This window comes from Bradyrhizobium macuxiense (assembly GCF_007993935.1).
Classification (GTDB): domain Bacteria; phylum Pseudomonadota; class Alphaproteobacteria; order Rhizobiales; family Xanthobacteraceae; genus Bradyrhizobium; species Bradyrhizobium macuxiense_A.
This window is the reverse complement of the sequence record NZ_VITY01000006.1, coordinates 16,227-30,993: the sequence shown is the minus strand read 5'-3', so window position 1 is coordinate 30,993 and position 14,767 is coordinate 16,227. Positions and strand designations below refer to the sequence as shown.

Sequence of the window (14,767 nt, the reverse complement as noted above, 5' to 3'; positions counted from 1 at the left end):
TACGCGCAATCGTGAACGCGGACGCCTAGGTTCCATCGCTAGGATCGCGATGTCGCCATCTCGCGGTGGCTGAACAGACAGCCTGCGAATGACATCGCAACATCGTTCCGATTTCGCTCTTGATGAAACAGTGGCTCCCCGTCCGGATCGCGGCCGTCGTGCTTGCCGTCGCAGCTAGCGCGCTCGCGGGGGCGCGCGCGGATTCCGACATGGATGCGCTGATCAGGGACATCGTCGCGACGGAACTCGCGCCGACCGCGACCACGGCCGATCCGGGTGGCCTCGCTGCCGCGGTCTATGCCGGCGGCCGGTTCACCTTCTTCAACTACGGTTTCGCCGACACCGCGGCCAAGCGGCCGGTCACGTCGGACACGCTGTTCAACCTCGCTTCGTTGCGCAAGCTGTTCGAGGCGACGCTGGTCGCACTCGCCACGGAGCGCGGTGAATTGCGATTGGACGATCCCGTCGGCAAGATTTTGCCCGAGTTGCACGGCGACTACATCAGCCACGTCACCGTCGGCGAACTCGTCAACCATACATCCGGGCTGCTGCTGCCGACCGATCATCCGCCCTGGCCGAACGAGACCTTCAGCCGGGATCAGTTCATCGCGATGCTCAATGCGTGGACGCCGCCGGCAGGAGTGCAGCCGGGCAAGCAACGCATCTACAGCCATGCCGGCTATGTCCTGCTGCAGCTGGTGCTGGAACGGCGCTATCGCATGCCGATCGCGGCGTTGATCGAGAGCCGCATCCTCAAGCCGCTCGGCATGACGTCGACCTTCGTTCCGGATCGCGGCGAGGACAATAGCGCGGCGATGATGCCGGAGATCATGCAGCGCATGGTCCAGGGCTACTCCCACGACGGAGCGCCGATCGGCCCAATCGGCAATCAACAGAGCTATTACGATTTTCCGGGCACCGGCCAGATGTTCTCCTCGGCGCGCGATCTCGGCATCCTGCTGCGGGCCTATCTCGACGGCGGAGTGATCGATCCCGAATTGCGCGCGGCATTGCAGATGACCATGCGCGAGAGTTTTCGTGTCGATGCGAAGTTCGGGCAGGCGATGGCATGGGAGCATGTGCGGGTCGACGGCGTCACCGTCATCGACAAGCCCGGCGGTCTCAACAATGCCTCGGCCTATATCGGCCTGGTGCCGGCGCGAAGGTTCGGCATCGTGCTGCTCGCCAATCGCGGCGACTATCCGCACGAGATCGCGCGCTACAGGATTCTGCCGGCACTCGCGCGACTCTGATCAAACGAACGTATTCTAGGGATAGTGCGTGCCAATCCGATGACACGGCCTGCACGGCCGGGCAGGGGGTGCATGCAAAAATCGCGATGGCGCGGAACCATGATCGGCTGTATAAGCCGGTAGCTTCTTCTCCTACTTGAAGAGGCTGATATGAGTGATCTGAATAATTCCGATCTGCACGGTTGGCTTTCGCAACAGCCGCACGGCTTACGCACCTACCGAACCCTCCAGGAAAAACTCGAGACCTTGAGCAGGCACGACCCCGAGCAACGGGCGATGTGCCGTCTGCTGAGCGGTCTCGTCGGCAATTACATCGAGGCGTTTGACGAGGAGCCGTTGCCCGTTGCGGTCGCCGACCGCGCCTATGGCCGACTACTCGATCTCGTAGCAAGCCTTGATTTCAAGGGAAATCCCGACCGGCGCCTCGCCGATATCAACCGCATCGCGTCCTGCGATCTCTTGAACTGATTGTGCTTTATCTGCGCGCCGCGGCGAGCTCGCGATAGAGCGCGGCGTAGCGGCCGGCGCGATTGTGCCAGGAGACATCGGTGGCCATGCCGGCCAGCTGCAGCCGGCGCCAGGTCACTTTGTCGTTGAACAGCAGGTTCGCCGTGCGCAAGCCATGGGCGAGCGCCTCCGAGGTGACGGGCGCGAACTTGATGCCGGTTGCCGCACTGCCTGTGACTGCGGCTTCGTCGAAGCCCTGCACGGTGTCGGCGAGACCACCAACATTGGCGACGAGAGGGACCGCGCCGTAGCGCAGCGCGCAGAGCTGGGTGAGGCCGCAGGGCTCGAAGCGCGACGGCACTGCGAGCGCATCAGAGCCTGCCTGGATCAGATGCGCCAGCGCCTCGTCATAGCCGATCACGACTGCGATCCGTCCCGGATTGTCACGCGCCAGCGCAGCGTAGCGATCCTGCAGATCGTGATCGCCGCTGCCGAGCAGCGCGAGCTGGATGCCTTCGCCGAGCAAGGTCGGAATGTTGTCGAGCAGCAGGTCGAGCCCCTTCTGCCATGACAGCCGGCTGATGACGCCGAGCAGCATCGCATCCGGCGCCGGATCGAGCCCGAAGCGCCGCTGCAACGCCGCCTTGTTGGCCGCGCGCTCCGCCATCTGCTCGGCGCTGAAGCGCGCAGCGATATCGGGGTCGGTCGCCGGATTCCATACCGCGATGTCGATGCCGTTGAGGATGCCGCTCAGCACGTCGGATCGTTCGCGCAGCAGGCCGCCGAGCCCCATGCCGCCCTCGTCGCTCTGGATCTCCTGCGCATAGGTCGGCGACACCGTCGTGATGCGGTCGGCGAATTGCAGACCGGCCTTGAGCAGGCTGATGGTGCCGTAATATTCGACGCCGTGAAGCGAGTAGGCCTCGCCCGGCAGGCCGAAGGTCGCGAGCATGTCCGGCGAGAATTGGCCCTGATAGGCGAGGTTGTGCACGGTCATCACCGTGGCCGGCCGCGGTTGCCCGCCATAATGCAGATAGGCCGGCGCGAGGCCGGCCTGCCAGTCATGCGCATGCACGATGTTGGGGACGAAGGAGGCGATTGCACCGCGGCCGATTTCCGCCGCCATCCGCGACAGTGCTGCAAAGCGGATGCCGTTGTCGGGCCAATCGCGTCCGTCGGGGCCGACATAGGGGTTGCCCGGCCGCGCATAGAGATGCGGCGCGTCGAGCGCATAGAGATCGAGGCCGTCATGGGTGCCGCCGAGTACACGGATCGGCCCGCCGTAGAATTCCGGCCACTGCAGCAGCGTCTCCGCCGAGGCCAGCGCGTTCAGCACAGCCGGATAGCCGGGCACCAGCGTCCGCGTCGTGACGCCGTGCTGTTGCAGCGCGGCCGGCAGCGCGCCGACCACGTCGGCGAGGCCGCCGGTCTTGACGATCGGGTAGACTTCCGAGGCGACCGCGAGGACGCGGATGGGCGTCATGTCCCGAGCCTGTCGATCATCGATTGCGTAATTAGCGTGATCCCGTTCTCGGTGGTGCGGAAGCGCTTGCCGTCGAATTCGGGATCCTCGCCGACCACCAGCCCTTCCGGAATCCGCACGCCGCGATCGATCACGACGTTCCTGAGCCGCGCGCCGCGGCCGACATTCACATAGGGCATGATCACCGCATTCTCGACATTGGCGTAGGAATTGACATGGACGCCGGTGAACAGCAGCGAGCGGCGCAGCGACGCGCCCGAGATGATGCAGGCGCCCGAGACCAGCGAGGTCACCGCCTGGCCGCGCCGTCCGTCCTCGTCGTGGACGAATTTGGCGGGCGGGGTGATCTCGGCATAGGTCCAGATCGGCCATGACCGATCGTAGAGGTCGAGCTCAGGCACCACGTCGGTGAGATCGATGTTGGCGCCCCAATAGGCATCGACGGTGCCGGCATCGCGCCAGTAGGAGCGGGGATCGTCGCCGGAGCGGACGCAAGAATCATTGAACTGATGCGCGATCGCCCGGCCGTGCTTGACGATATAGGGGATGATGTCCTTGCCGAAATCGTGGGCCGAGTTCGGGTCGGCGGCATCGCGGCGCAATTCGTCGAACAGGAATTCCGAATTGAAGACATAGATACCCATGCTGGCCAGCGACTTGTCGGGCTTGCCGGGCATCGGCGGCGGATCGGCCGGCTTCTCCAGGAAGGACTGGATCAGGCCGTGCTCGTCGATATGCATGATGCCGAAGGCGCTGGATTCGGCGCGCGGCATTTCGAGGCAGCCGACCGTGACGTCGGCGCCGCTCTCGACATGCTGCTTCAGCATGATCTCGTAGTCCATCTTGTAAACATGGTCGCCGGCGAGCACCAGGATGTACTTGGTGCCGTGCGCCTCGAGGATGTCGATGTTCTGGTAGACCGCGTCAGCCGTGCCGACATACCACATGGTCTCAGAGACGCGCTGGCTTGCGGGCAGGATGTCGAAGCTCTCGTTTCGTTCCGGGCGGAAGAAGTTCCAGCCGCCTTGCAGGTGCCGGATCAGGCTGTGCGCCTTGTACTGGGTCGCCACCGCGATGCGGCGGATGCCGGAGTTCACCGCATTGGAGAGCGCGAAATCGATGATGCGGGACTTGCCGCCGAAATACACGGCCGGCTTGGCGCGCTTGTCGGTGAGCTCCTGAAGTCTGCTGCCGCGTCCGCCGGCCAGCACGAAGGCGAGGGCGTGACGCGACAATGGTTCATTTCCGACTGGTCTCATGGTCATCCTCCCAGAACTTCAGGCTGGCCCCGCTACCTTCTCTTGTCCGGAAGGCCTGATCGGGCGCCAACGGGGCCGATTGGAACGTAGCAAGAGCGTCCCGGTTGAGCAAAGCGGGATGGCGGTTTTTCGTTCCCAGGATTTCGCCTGCCGGGGAGCGGGGTTGCGAGTTGGTTAAACCTATTGACGACGCGCGATTTCGGCCTAGAGCAAGCCTGCGCATTTCCCCCGGACCGGCATCTCATGACAGTTTCTTTCGTCACCCCCCAGGACATCCGAGCAACGCTGCTGCTGCGCCGGGAGATCGCGCTGCTCGACGTCAGGCACGAAGCGGAATTCGCCACCGGCCATCCGCTGTTTGCCGCCAACATGGCCGCCGGGCGGATCGCGCTGGAAGCTGAGTTGCGCCTGCCGCGCAAGGACGTGCCGATCGTGCTCTATGACAATGGCGAGGGCCTGGTCGCTGCCGCGGCCGACCAGCTGCGGGAGCTCGGCTATGGGAACGTCGCTGCGCTCGCCGGCGGCCTCACGGCCTGGAAGGCGGCCGGTTACGAGGTGTTCGAGGACGTCAATTCCTACGCCAAGGCGTTCGGCGAGCTGGTGGAGTCGCGCCGGCACACGCCGTCGCTCAGCGCCGACGAGGTCGCCGCGTTGATCTCCGCCAAGGCCAACATCGCGATTCTCGACGTTCGCCGCTTCGACGAATATGCCACCATGAACATCCCGGGCTCGGTCAGCGTGCCCGGTGCGGAGTTGGTGCTGCGCGCAGGCGGGGCGGCGCCCGATCCCGACACCACGATCATCGTCAACTGCGCCGGCCGCACCCGGTCGATCATCGGCACGCAGTCGCTGATCAATGCCGGGCTGCCGAACAAGGTGCGGGCACTGCGCAATGGCACCATCGGCTGGACGCTCGCGAAGCACGATCTCGAACACGGCGCCGGCAAGCGCGGCGATGTCGGGCCGTTCGCGGGCGCCGCCGACAATGCCCGCGACGTCGCCTATCGGGCCGGCGTTCGTCATATCGGCACGGCCGAGCTCGCCGCGCTGGAAAACGACGTGCAGCGCACACTGTATCGCTTCGACGTGCGCGATGCCGAGGAATATACGGCCGCTCATCTGGCCGGCTTCCGCCATTATGCCGGCGGCCAGCTGGTGCAGGAAATCGATATGGCCGCGCCGGTGCGCGGCGCGCGCATCGTGCTGACCGACGACAGGAGCATCCGCGCCGACATGACGGCGTCCTGGCTCGCGCAGATGGCGTGGGAAGTCTACGTGCTCGACGGCGGCTATGACGGCGGGCTCGAAGTCGGCCCGCCGCGCGTCGTGCCGCGGCCCGATCCCGCGCATCGTTACCGGCGTCCCTATGAAGGCACCGGCGTCGCGGAGCAGGCGATGCAGGCCTATCTCGATTGGGAGTACGGCCTCGTCGATCAGCTGCGCCGCGACGGCACCCACGGGTTTTATGTGATCTGAGCAACCGTACGGCCCGGTCGTGCGCCGCGGCCCGTCCCCGTCACTGCGAGCGAAGCAATCCATTGTCACCGCGCATGCGGCAAGATGGATTGCTTCGTCGCTGTCGCTCCTCGCAATGACGCGGCTAGATGTACCCGATCCTCACTTCGGCAGCGCGACCGGTGTCAGCTTGAACGGGCCGGGGTCCTTGCCCTTGTTCTCGCCGATCACGTAGGACAGCTTACCTTCGGCGATCCAGCCGACATCACCGACCTGCGTCACCGAGACCGGTTCGGCAAGGCCTTCCTTGATGGTGTCGATCGTGGCGTCGCTGCCCTTCACCGTGACCTTGTCGAGCTTGCCGTTGCCCTCAATCAGCAGGAAACCGCTGCCATGGGCGCGCAGCGCGTCGGCGTGGTCGAGCGGCCGCGACGGCTTCAGCTCCGTCACGGCGCCGGCCTTGCCGTCCTTCATCTCGATCTTGAACAGCTTGGCCGGAATGAAGGTCGTGACATAGAGATTGCCGTCGGCACCGATCGCAATCCCGTCGAGCCCGACGCCGTCCTTGGTCGGCGCGAGCTGCGGATCGGTCGCGAAGGTCGCGAGCGCGGTGCCGCCGGGCTTCAAGCTGTAGACGAACGGCGCGAAGGAATCGCTGACATAGGCGGTGCCGTCGGTCCCGACCGCTATGTCGTTGCAGAACGATTTCGGATCGCTCAAGGCAAAGCTGCCCTTTGGCGCGCCGCTCTTGAGATCGAAGGTTTTCAGCCACGCGCCCTTGGTGTCGCTCGGCCCGGCGACGCCCATCGCACTGATGTCGTTGGAGCAGACATAGAGCGTGCCGCTCTTCTCGTCGGCGAGTACGCCGAGCGTCGAGCGGCTGTCGGCGGCACCCGGCTTGACCAGCTGCTCGGCCTTGCCGCCGGAGATCTTGGTCACGCCGCCATGGTTGAAGCTGCCGACATAAAGCGTGCCGTCGGAGGTCGAGGTCACGCTCTCCGGAAAACTCTTGTCGGGAACGCCGACCGGAGCCGTTTCGGCGCGGGCCATGCCTGCGATGCCGAGCGTAAGGATGACGGCCGCAGCGCTGTTGAGTGTTGCGCGGCGGATATTGAGCAGTTCTCCCGTTGCGCGCGGATGCCCCGCGTCGCCATTCTTTCTTATCATGATCGCGTTTCCTCAATGAACCTGGTTGGACCAGGCAGAATTGTGAGGCGATCGTCTCCGGCCGATGGTTTGTTGTTGCAGGGTTCCCGACCGGATTGTTCACCCGCCTGCCTTGTCGCCTCGATATATACGATAGTATATAGCGCAAGGGAAGCTGAAGCGGATAGATGGATTGCTTCGTCGCTTCGCTCCTCGCAATGACGGGGCGACCAGCGGCAGCTCAGTCCGGGTTGAATGCGTCGTACACCAGCTTGCGGAATGCCGGCGTGATGCGCTGGCGCTCGTTCTGGGTCTGCTCGAGCATGATGTAGATCATGTCGAGCTTCGGATCGACGCCGAAATAGGTTCCGCTGCCGCTGTCCCATTTCAACTCGCCGATCGAGCCGGGCGGCGGCGGCTTGGCAATGCCGGGATCGGTGCGCACCGCGATGCCGTAGCCATAACCGAAGCCGTCGCCGGGGAAATACCAGTAGTCGCGGCCGACGCCGGAGCCCGGCCCGATATGGTCCCTCGTCATGTCCTTGAACGCAGCCGGGCTCAGATAGCGCTTGCCGTCGAGCTCGCCGCCGTTGAGCAACATCTGGGCGAAGCGCGCATAATCGAGAATGGTCGACACCAGGCCGCCGCCGCCGGATTCCCACTCCGGATGCGCGCGGCGGTCGTTCTCCCCGTCGATCAGGATCGTGTCAGACGGAAGCGGCTCGGCCAATCGCGTCCGTTCGGTCTCCGCATCGAGCACATATCTGGTGTCGTTCATCTTGAGGGGATCGAAGATGAGCTCCTTCTCGAACTGATAGAGCGTTTTGCCCGAGACGATCTCGATCACCCGGCCGAGCACGTCGGTGGAATGACCATAGCGCCACAGCGTGCCGGGCTGCCGCGACAGCGGCAGCTTGGCAAGCCGCGCGGTGAATTCCTTGTTGTCGAACTTGCCGTCGAACAGATGGCCGTCGCGATAGATCTTCTGGATCCAGTCGGCGCCGATATATTCGTAGGTGATGCCCGAGGTGTGCCGCATCAGGTCTTCGATCGTGACCGGGCGGATCGGCGGCACCAGCTCGACCTTGGCCGGATCGTTGCCGCCATCCGGCTCGATCGCGACCTTCACGTCGGCGAAGGCCGGAATGTACTTCGACAGCGGGTCCTGTGGCGAGAGCTTCCCGTCGTCGACCAGCATCATCGCGGCGGTGTTGGTGATCGGCTTGGTCATCGAATGCAATGCGAACATCGTGTCCGGCCGCATCGGCGACTTGGTCGTGACGTCACGATAGCCGAAGGTCTTCAGGTAGACCGGCTTGCCGTGTTGCTGGATCAGGATGACCGCACCGGGCAGCTTGCCGCTCGCGACCTCGTTGTCGAAGAACGCGGTGATGCGTTCGAGCTTTTCCGGCGACGGGGCGGGGGCGTCGGAGGCGCGCGCCGCGCCCGATGCGACAAGCGCAAGACAAGCGACCGCGGCCACTGCCGCGCGAAGCGTCCGCACGGCAATGTGGACTGCCCGATCATATCCGTATGACATTGAAAAGCCCGCCCTGCCTGATGCCCTGAACGCCCTGGTTTTAGCCAAAGCGCTCCCGCGCACCATAATCATTTTTGAGCAGGATTATTCCCGCGCGAGTATCGAAATTTACACAATTTGCGTTGCGCCGACCGGCGTGCGTACGGCATTCGACAGCACCTGCAGCGCCTGGCTCAGCTCGGCGCGGTTGCGGGCGGCACCGAGCGAGAGGCGCAGGCCGCGCGGTGCGGCTTCTCCGGCCGCAAAGGCGTCTTCGCCGACCACCGCGAGGCCGTTGCGCATCAGATGCGAGAGCAGGTCGGTGCCGTCGAAATGTTTTGGCAACGGCATCCAGAGATGGTGGCTGGCCGGCCGCGCCGCATAGCTGACGCCCTTGAGGAAGCGGGCCGCGAGCTGCTGGCGCGCCGCCGCCTCGTTGCGGATGGCGCGGATGATCTCGGCGGCAACGCCGGAGCGCAGCCATTGCGTCACCAGCGCCACCATCAGCGATGGCGGCATCTGCATGGTGGCCTGCATGCCGGCGCGCATCCGCTGCTCGGCGGCGGCGTCGGGCGCCAGCAGATAGGCGACGCGCAAGGCGGGCGCGATGCATTTCGCGATGCTCGCGGCAAGGTAAGTGCGTTCGGGGATCAGCGTGGCAATCGGTGCCACCTGCGGTTCGAGCGGGCCGTAGACATCGTCCTCGATCAGCACGCAGCTGCGCTTCCTGATGATGTCGGCGATCGCCTTCCGGCGCACCGCGCCCATCGTTGCGGTGGTCGGGTTCTGCTGCGTCGGGATCAGATAGACCGCCTTCGGTCTGTGCTTGCGGCAGGCCTCGTCGAGCGCGTCGGGCCGCGCGCCCTCAGCGTCCATCGCAACGCCGACCAGCCTAACATCGAGCCGCGCGGCCGCAGCCTTGATGCCGGGAAACGTCAGTGCCTCCGTCAGTACGACATCGCCGGGCGACGTCAGCGCCAGCAGGGCGTTGAAGATGATCGCCTGCGAACCTGGATAGATCACGATCCGGTCGGCCGATGCGTTCGGCACGCGCGGCGCGAGCCACGCGGCACCGACCTCGCGCTCGTCAGCAGTGCCGCCGGGACGCGTATAGCCGAGATAGGTGGAGAACCCCGCTTCGGACCGGATGGTCGCAAGTCCCTGTGCGATGCGCAGATCGAGATTGGCCTCGACCGGCTGCGGCGGCAGGTTCATCGACAGGTCGATGTTGACGGGGGCGGGCAAGTCGGACGCCGCGCGCGCCGTGGTCTCCGACACGAAGGTGCCCTGGCCGACGCGGGCGTCGAGCAGCCCGCGCCGCCGCGCTTCGCCATAGGCGCGCGTCACCGTGGTCAGATCGATATCGAGCGCGGTCGCCAGCGCGCGATGGGTCGGCAGCCGCTGGCCGCGCACAAGCCGGCCGCTCGCGATATCGGCGGCGAGCGCATCGACGATGCGCAGGAACATCGGGCCGTGCCATTCCGAAACTGTAGGGATCCAATCCATGCAATCTGACGCTTTGTCTTTGATTGTATGCTAATCGAAGCATATTGTATGGATCGTTAGATCAGGTCAAGGACAACGACCAGGACGACGACGATGACCGAGACGGTTTCCCTGCCAAAGGCGATGTTGCGCGGCTTCACCATGAAGTGCCCGAACTGCGGGCGCGGCCATCTGTTCGGCCGCTTCCTCAAAGTTGCCGACCATTGCGAGCTCTGCGGCGAGGACTTCACGCCGCAGCGCGCGGACGATTTCCCGGCCTATCTCGTGATCGTCGTGGTCGGCCACGTCGTGGTGCCGGCACTGCTCTGGATGGAGATGACCTACGCGCCGCCGGCCTGGCTGCAACTGGCGATCTGGCTGCCGGTGACATTGTTCAGCGCGCTCGCGCTGCTGCAGCCGACCAAGGGCGCGATCGTCGGACTGCAGTGGCAGCTCGGGATGGAGGGATTTGCGGCGACGCGGCGGCGTGCTGTGCCCGTGCAAGCGACGCGGAATCGCGTAGGGCGGATTAGCAAAGCGTAATCCGCCGCGCCGCCTGCGAGAAAGATGGTGGGTTACGCCTTCGGCTAACCCACCCTACGATGATCAAATCGGATGATGATGCGGCCGGAACATGCGGCCCCTCTCCGTCACCAGCACCACGGCGAGCGCGGCCAGCGTGCACAGGAAGAAGCCGGTCGCGAACGGCAGCAGCGTGCCGTCGTAATCCTGGCCGATCGTGGTGCCGACGCCGATCCCGAGCAGCGTGGTGATCGTGCCGTAGAGCGAGGAGGCGGTGCCGGCGATCTTGCCCTGCGGCTCCATCGCAAGCGCGGTGAAGTTCGCCATCATCAGCCCGAACGCGAACATCATCAGGCTCGACAGCGCCATGAACAGCGGCAACGACAGCATGCCGGTCTTCACCGTAAGGAACAGCACCCCGGCGACCACGGCAAAGCCGGTCAGTGCGGCATGCGAGATCACGCGCATGCCGATGCGGCCGACGATGCGCGAATTGAGGAAGCCGGCGATCGCGACGCCGACCGCGCAGGCCGCGAAGGCGACCGGGAAGTAATGCCCGAGCTTGAACACCTCGGTGAAGATCTGCTGCGACGAGAACACGAAGGCAAACAGCGAGCCCTGCACGCCGCCGGCGGCGAGCGCATAGCCGAGGGTCTGGCGGTTGGTGACGGTCTGGCGGAACGCGGACAGCACCTCCGGGATCGCCAGCGACTTGCGCAGTTCCTTAGGGAGCGTCTCGGGCATCCGCATCGCGCTCCAGGCGAGCGCGATCACGCCGTAGATCATCAAGAGCACGAAGATGCCGCGCCAATGCGTCAGCAGCATCACCGCCTGGCCGAATGACGGCGCGATCACGGGCACTGCGATGAACACCATCATCGCGAGCGACATCACGCTCGCCATGCGACGTCCGGCGTAGCAGTCGCGCACGATCGAGGTCGCGATCACGCGGGTTGCCGCGGTGCCGAGCCCTTGCAGCGCGCGCGCCAACAGCAGCGTCTCGAACGACGGCGCCATGATCGCGAGCAGGCCGGCGATGGTGTAGACGGTCATGCCGCCGAGCAGCACCGGGCGGCGGCCGAAGCGGTCCGATAGCGGGCCCATCACGAACTGGCCGACCCCGAAGCCGACCAGGAAGATCGACAGCACCATCTGCGGGCGGTTGGCGTCGGCGATCTGAAACGCGGAACGGATGTTCGGCAGCGCCGGCAGCATCATGTCCATCGCCAGCGGGTTCAGCGCCATGATGGAAGCGATGACGACGACGAATTCCGGAAAGCCCATCGGGCGGTGGCCTGAGGATACCCAGGCATCGGCATTGATGTCAGACACTTAAGACCTCTTGGAGAGCAGGGATCATAGCGGCCTTGCTGCGTTGCACAATCGGCGTTTTGGGATGGGAGACCGTCGGCGGCGGGTGAGGTAACCCGGTCATGGAACCGGCCCGGAGGGCATCGGTCGGCGCATTATCGTTGCTGCTGCAACTATTTCCTCGTGCCGCGCGGAAAGCTCTGCTATCCCGGTACCAGCACCCGTGCAGGGCAGGCGCATCGCCGCCATCCACGCCCGCACGGCGAAGAACGTCTTTGGGGAGGCCACATGTCCATCGAACTATCCGCGCGCTCGCGCGGCGCTACGCTGTCGGATGAGGAGCGCAAGGTCCTCACCGCAACGCTCGTCGGCACCACCATCGAATGGTACGACTTCTTCGTCTACGCCCAGGCGGCGGGCCTGGTGTTCGGCGCGCTGTTCTTCGCGCCGATGAACGCCAACAATCCGCTGCTGGCGCAGATCGTCTCGTTTGCGACGCTCGGCCTGTCATTCCTGTTCCGCCCGCTCGGGGCCATCGTCTGCGGCCATCTCGGCGACCGCTTCGGCCGCAAGAACATGCTGGTCGTCACGCTGTTGTTGATGGGCGCTGCGACCGCGCTGGTCGGCCTGCTGCCGACCTATGCGCAGATCGGCGCCTGGGCGCCGGCGCTCCTTATTCTGCTGCGCATCCTGCAGGGCTTCTCGGCCGGCGGCGAATGGGGCGGCGCGGCGCTGATGTCGGTGGAATCGGCACCTCGCGACAAGCGCAGCTTCTTCGGCTCGTTCCCGCAGATCGGCACGCCGCTCGGCATGATCCTGGCGACCGGCGTGTTGTGGGTGCTCACCACGACGCTCGGCAAGCAGGCGATGATCGAATGGGGCTGGCGCATCCCGTTCCTTCTGTCGATCCTGCTGATCGTCGTCGGCATCGTGATCCGGCGCACCGTGGAGGAATCGCCGGTGTTCAAGGCGATGCAGCGCCGGCACCGGGAATCCTCCGCGCCGCTGAAGGAATTGATGCGCAATCATGCCAAGGAGATTTTCCGCACAGCGCTGATCTTCATGGCCAACAATGCGGCCGGCTACATCCTGATCGCGTTCATCATCAGCTATGGGGCCAACACGCTGAAGATGCCGTCCGACCAGCTGCTGCTGATCGGCACGCTGGCGGCGGTGAGCTGGTTCATCTTCACGCTCTTGGGCGGCATCCTCGGCGACAAAATCGGCCGCGTGCGCTGCTTCCAGATCGGCTACGGGTTGATGGTGCTGTGGGCGGTGCCGATGTGGTTTTTGATCGACAGCAAGAACCTCTTGCTGTTCTTCATCAGCGCCGTCGGCCTCACCATCGCGCTTGGTTTGTCCTATGGCCCGCAGGCGGCGCTCTACGCCGAGCTGTTTCCGGCCAAGGTGCGCTACTCCGGCGTCTCGATCGGCTACGCGCTCGGCGCCATCTTCGGCGGCGCCTTCGCGCCGATGATCGCGCAATGGATCATCGGCACCTACGGCCAATCCTGGCGCGTCGGCGTCTACATCGCGGTGCTGTCGCTGATCTCGCTGATCACAGTGTCGACCATCAAGGACCCGCAGGGCGTCGATCTGAACGTGAATGACACGGGTACGTGAATCGTAGGCGGATTAGCCGCAAGGCGTATCCGCCACTGTCTCTGCGTCGCGGTGGATTACGCCTCGGGGCTAATCCACCCTACGCAGCGCTGGAACTTCGGCGCGCCACTCAGATGCGGGCGCCGCGGTTGTAGCCGTCGACGAGCTGATTGTAGTCGCGCATCAGCCGAGCCGGCGATCCTTCCACCATCCAGCCGGAGCCGGCGTTGCCCAGCATCATCTTCTCACCCGAGCTGTAAGGCACCTTGTCGCGAACGCGGCGCATCAGTTGCTTGGCCGTGGTGAGGAATGATTTGGCGCTGCCGATGAACATCGAGCCGAGCTTGACGTCGCCGTCCTTGCCGGAGGCGTCCTCGGTTGCCTTCACCGTGGTCTCGTACTCGTTGAGCGCCTGGGTTATCGCGTCGATGTCGGGTTTGTCGGCCTGCTGCGCGCGAAGCACGCGCTTGGCCTGGATCATCAGCGCCTCGACATAGTAGTGCGACTTGCGGCCTTCGCTCGCCTCGATCGCGGCGAGCTGTTCGGCGGCGCGTTTGTCATTGATGGCCTCGACGCCGGCCCGCAGCGCCTTGTCGGCGCTGGCAAACGCATCCCACGCCGCGACCAGGCGCGGATGCAGCGCCTTGCCCTTGACCATCTTGTCGTCCTTGTAATTCTCCTGCGAATAGTAGTCGTCGGCCTCCTTCAACAGCGGCTCGAGCGTGGTGACGGCTGCAACATAGGCATTCGCCGCAGCCTCAAGCTCGGCATCGTGCGGGTCCGCCGCATTGGCAGCCGCGACGCTCGTCTTGCAGTCGGAGGTGTCGTAGATCGTGTAGGTGCCGTAAATGATCCGCTCCTTGCCGGTGGGACCGCTCTTGGCGGCCCAGGAAAAGTAGCGGTCGCGGGATTCGTACGATCGTGCCGAGAGACGGTTGATGCACCCGACATAGGCATTCATCTTATGCGTCAGTTGCGCGCCCGCCGATGATGCGGGCGGGGCCTGTTCGGCGGCCGCCGGTTCGAGGAATGCAGCGATGGCTGCAACCACAAAGAAATTTCGCATCGGGAGTTTGCCCTCATCTCAGCCGGAAGTTGGCCGCCTCAACCTGGGAAGATTATGTGACGCAGAACGTGACGTCACACGAGCCTCCGCCGACGCCGCGCGGCACACTATCGATAGACTTGTTTGTCGGCTACGGGCAAAAGCCGTCGATTGACCGCCGGAGTCCGACGTTCATGTCCACGCCTACTTGATTCCGGGCATCGCCTTGAGCTTGAGCAT

Annotated in this window: 12 protein-coding genes; 5 read left to right on the top strand and 7 right to left on the bottom strand. The window is 64.8% G+C overall.

All coding sequences use genetic code 11. The annotated features are described in order from the left end of the window. Positions 1-122: 122 nt before the first annotated feature. Both FBZ93_RS17090 and FBZ93_RS17085 read left to right on the top strand, forming a co-directional pair. Complete coding sequence (locus tag FBZ93_RS17090) at positions 123-1,253, top strand: serine hydrolase (protein WP_146987085.1); 1,131 nt, start codon at positions 123-125, stop codon at positions 1,251-1,253. Between the two features lie 150 nt (positions 1,254-1,403). Then, on the top strand, positions 1,404-1,721 hold the full coding sequence (locus FBZ93_RS17085) for a hypothetical protein (RefSeq protein ID WP_074125869.1): 318 nt from the start codon (positions 1,404-1,406) through the stop codon (positions 1,719-1,721). A 7-nt stretch (positions 1,722-1,728) separates the two neighbouring features. Here the strand turns inward: FBZ93_RS17085 and glgA are convergent, their stop codons facing one another. Both glgA and glgC read right to left on the bottom strand, forming a co-directional pair. Then, the gene (glgA, locus tag FBZ93_RS17080; protein WP_146987084.1) at positions 1,729-3,183 is read right to left on the bottom strand and encodes a glycogen synthase GlgA; all 1,455 of its coding nucleotides are present in this window, start codon (positions 3,181-3,183) and stop codon (positions 1,729-1,731) included. Then, on the bottom strand, positions 3,180-4,442 hold the full coding sequence (gene glgC, locus FBZ93_RS17075; protein WP_146987083.1) for a glucose-1-phosphate adenylyltransferase: 1,263 nt from the start codon (positions 4,440-4,442) through the stop codon (positions 3,180-3,182). The genes glgA and glgC overlap by 4 nt, the downstream gene beginning before the upstream one ends. A 243-nt stretch (positions 4,443-4,685) precedes the next feature. On the opposite strand from glgC, the gene FBZ93_RS17070 reads away from it, so the two are divergent. Next, entirely contained in the window at positions 4,686-5,918 is a 1,233-nt protein-coding gene (locus tag FBZ93_RS17070; RefSeq protein WP_146987082.1) for a rhodanese-like domain-containing protein, read from the top strand. A 141-nt stretch (positions 5,919-6,059) separates the two neighbouring features. On the opposite strand, the gene FBZ93_RS17065 is transcribed toward FBZ93_RS17070, so the two are convergent. The 3 genes from FBZ93_RS17065 to FBZ93_RS17055 form a co-directional block, all read right to left on the bottom strand. Beyond that, positions 6,060-7,064, bottom strand: a complete 1,005-nt coding sequence (locus FBZ93_RS17065) for a hypothetical protein (RefSeq protein ID WP_146987081.1) — start codon at positions 7,062-7,064, stop codon at positions 6,060-6,062. Between the two features lie 220 nt (positions 7,065-7,284). Continuing rightward, a complete protein-coding gene (locus FBZ93_RS17060; RefSeq protein ID WP_433995418.1) occupies positions 7,285-8,583 on the bottom strand; it encodes a serine hydrolase domain-containing protein in 1,299 nt (432 codons plus the stop codon). A 108-nt stretch (positions 8,584-8,691) separates the two neighbouring features. After that, positions 8,692-10,068 carry a PLP-dependent aminotransferase family protein gene (locus FBZ93_RS17055; RefSeq protein WP_146987080.1) on the bottom strand — a complete coding sequence of 459 codons (1,377 nt, stop codon included), beginning with the start codon at positions 10,066-10,068 and terminating at the stop codon, positions 8,692-8,694. A 93-nt stretch (positions 10,069-10,161) separates the two neighbouring features. Here FBZ93_RS17055 and FBZ93_RS17050 point away from each other — a divergent pair, with 93 nt between their 5' ends. After that, positions 10,162-10,590 (top strand): DUF983 domain-containing protein, encoded by a 429-nt coding sequence (locus tag FBZ93_RS17050; RefSeq protein ID WP_146987079.1) that lies wholly within the window; start codon positions 10,162-10,164, stop codon positions 10,588-10,590. 63 nt (positions 10,591-10,653) lie between these two features. Here the strand turns inward: FBZ93_RS17050 and FBZ93_RS17045 are convergent, their stop codons facing one another. After that, on the bottom strand, positions 10,654-11,853 hold the full coding sequence (locus FBZ93_RS17045; RefSeq protein WP_433995424.1) for a multidrug effflux MFS transporter: 1,200 nt from the start codon (positions 11,851-11,853) through the stop codon (positions 10,654-10,656). A gap of 315 nt (positions 11,854-12,168) precedes the next feature. Here FBZ93_RS17045 and FBZ93_RS17040 point away from each other — a divergent pair, with 315 nt between their 5' ends. After that, positions 12,169-13,503, top strand: coding sequence for an MFS transporter (locus FBZ93_RS17040; protein ID WP_146987077.1), 1,335 nt, complete (start codon positions 12,169-12,171; stop codon positions 13,501-13,503). Positions 13,504-13,612: 109 nt separating this feature from the next. On the opposite strand, the gene FBZ93_RS17035 is transcribed toward FBZ93_RS17040, so the two are convergent. After that, positions 13,613-14,548, bottom strand: a complete 936-nt coding sequence (locus FBZ93_RS17035; protein WP_146987076.1) for a YiiG family protein — start codon at positions 14,546-14,548, stop codon at positions 13,613-13,615. Positions 14,549-14,767: the final 219 nt, after the last annotated feature.

Excerpts from the sequence above, each read along its gene's own strand:
- FBZ93_RS17085 (WP_074125869.1), top strand. The coding sequence starts at position 1,404 with ATGAGTGATCTGAATAATTCCGATCTGCACGGTTGGCTTTCGCAACAG.
- FBZ93_RS17090 (WP_146987085.1), top strand. The coding sequence starts at position 123 with ATGAAACAGTGGCTCCCCGTCCGGATCGCGGCCGTCGTGCTTGCCGTC.
- FBZ93_RS17055 (WP_146987080.1), bottom strand. The coding sequence starts at position 10,068 with ATGGATTGGATCCCTACAGTTTCGGAATGGCACGGCCCGATGTTCCTG.
- FBZ93_RS17070 (WP_146987082.1), top strand. The coding sequence starts at position 4,686 with ATGACAGTTTCTTTCGTCACCCCCCAGGACATCCGAGCAACGCTGCTG.
- FBZ93_RS17045 (WP_433995424.1), bottom strand. The coding sequence starts at position 11,853 with ATGGGCTTTCCGGAATTCGTCGTCGTCATCGCTTCCATCATGGCGCTG.
- FBZ93_RS17035 (WP_146987076.1), bottom strand. The coding sequence starts at position 14,548 with ATGCGAAATTTCTTTGTGGTTGCAGCCATCGCTGCATTCCTCGAACCG.
- glgC (WP_146987083.1), bottom strand. The coding sequence starts at position 4,442 with ATGAGACCAGTCGGAAATGAACCATTGTCGCGTCACGCCCTCGCCTTC.
- FBZ93_RS17065 (WP_146987081.1), bottom strand. The coding sequence starts at position 7,064 with ATGATAAGAAAGAATGGCGACGCGGGGCATCCGCGCGCAACGGGAGAA.
- FBZ93_RS17040 (WP_146987077.1), top strand. The coding sequence starts at position 12,169 with ATGTCCATCGAACTATCCGCGCGCTCGCGCGGCGCTACGCTGTCGGAT.
- FBZ93_RS17050 (WP_146987079.1), top strand. The coding sequence starts at position 10,162 with ATGACCGAGACGGTTTCCCTGCCAAAGGCGATGTTGCGCGGCTTCACC.
- FBZ93_RS17060 (WP_433995418.1), bottom strand. The coding sequence starts at position 8,583 with ATGTCATACGGATATGATCGGGCAGTCCACATTGCCGTGCGGACGCTT.
- glgA (WP_146987084.1), bottom strand. The coding sequence starts at position 3,183 with ATGACGCCCATCCGCGTCCTCGCGGTCGCCTCGGAAGTCTACCCGATC.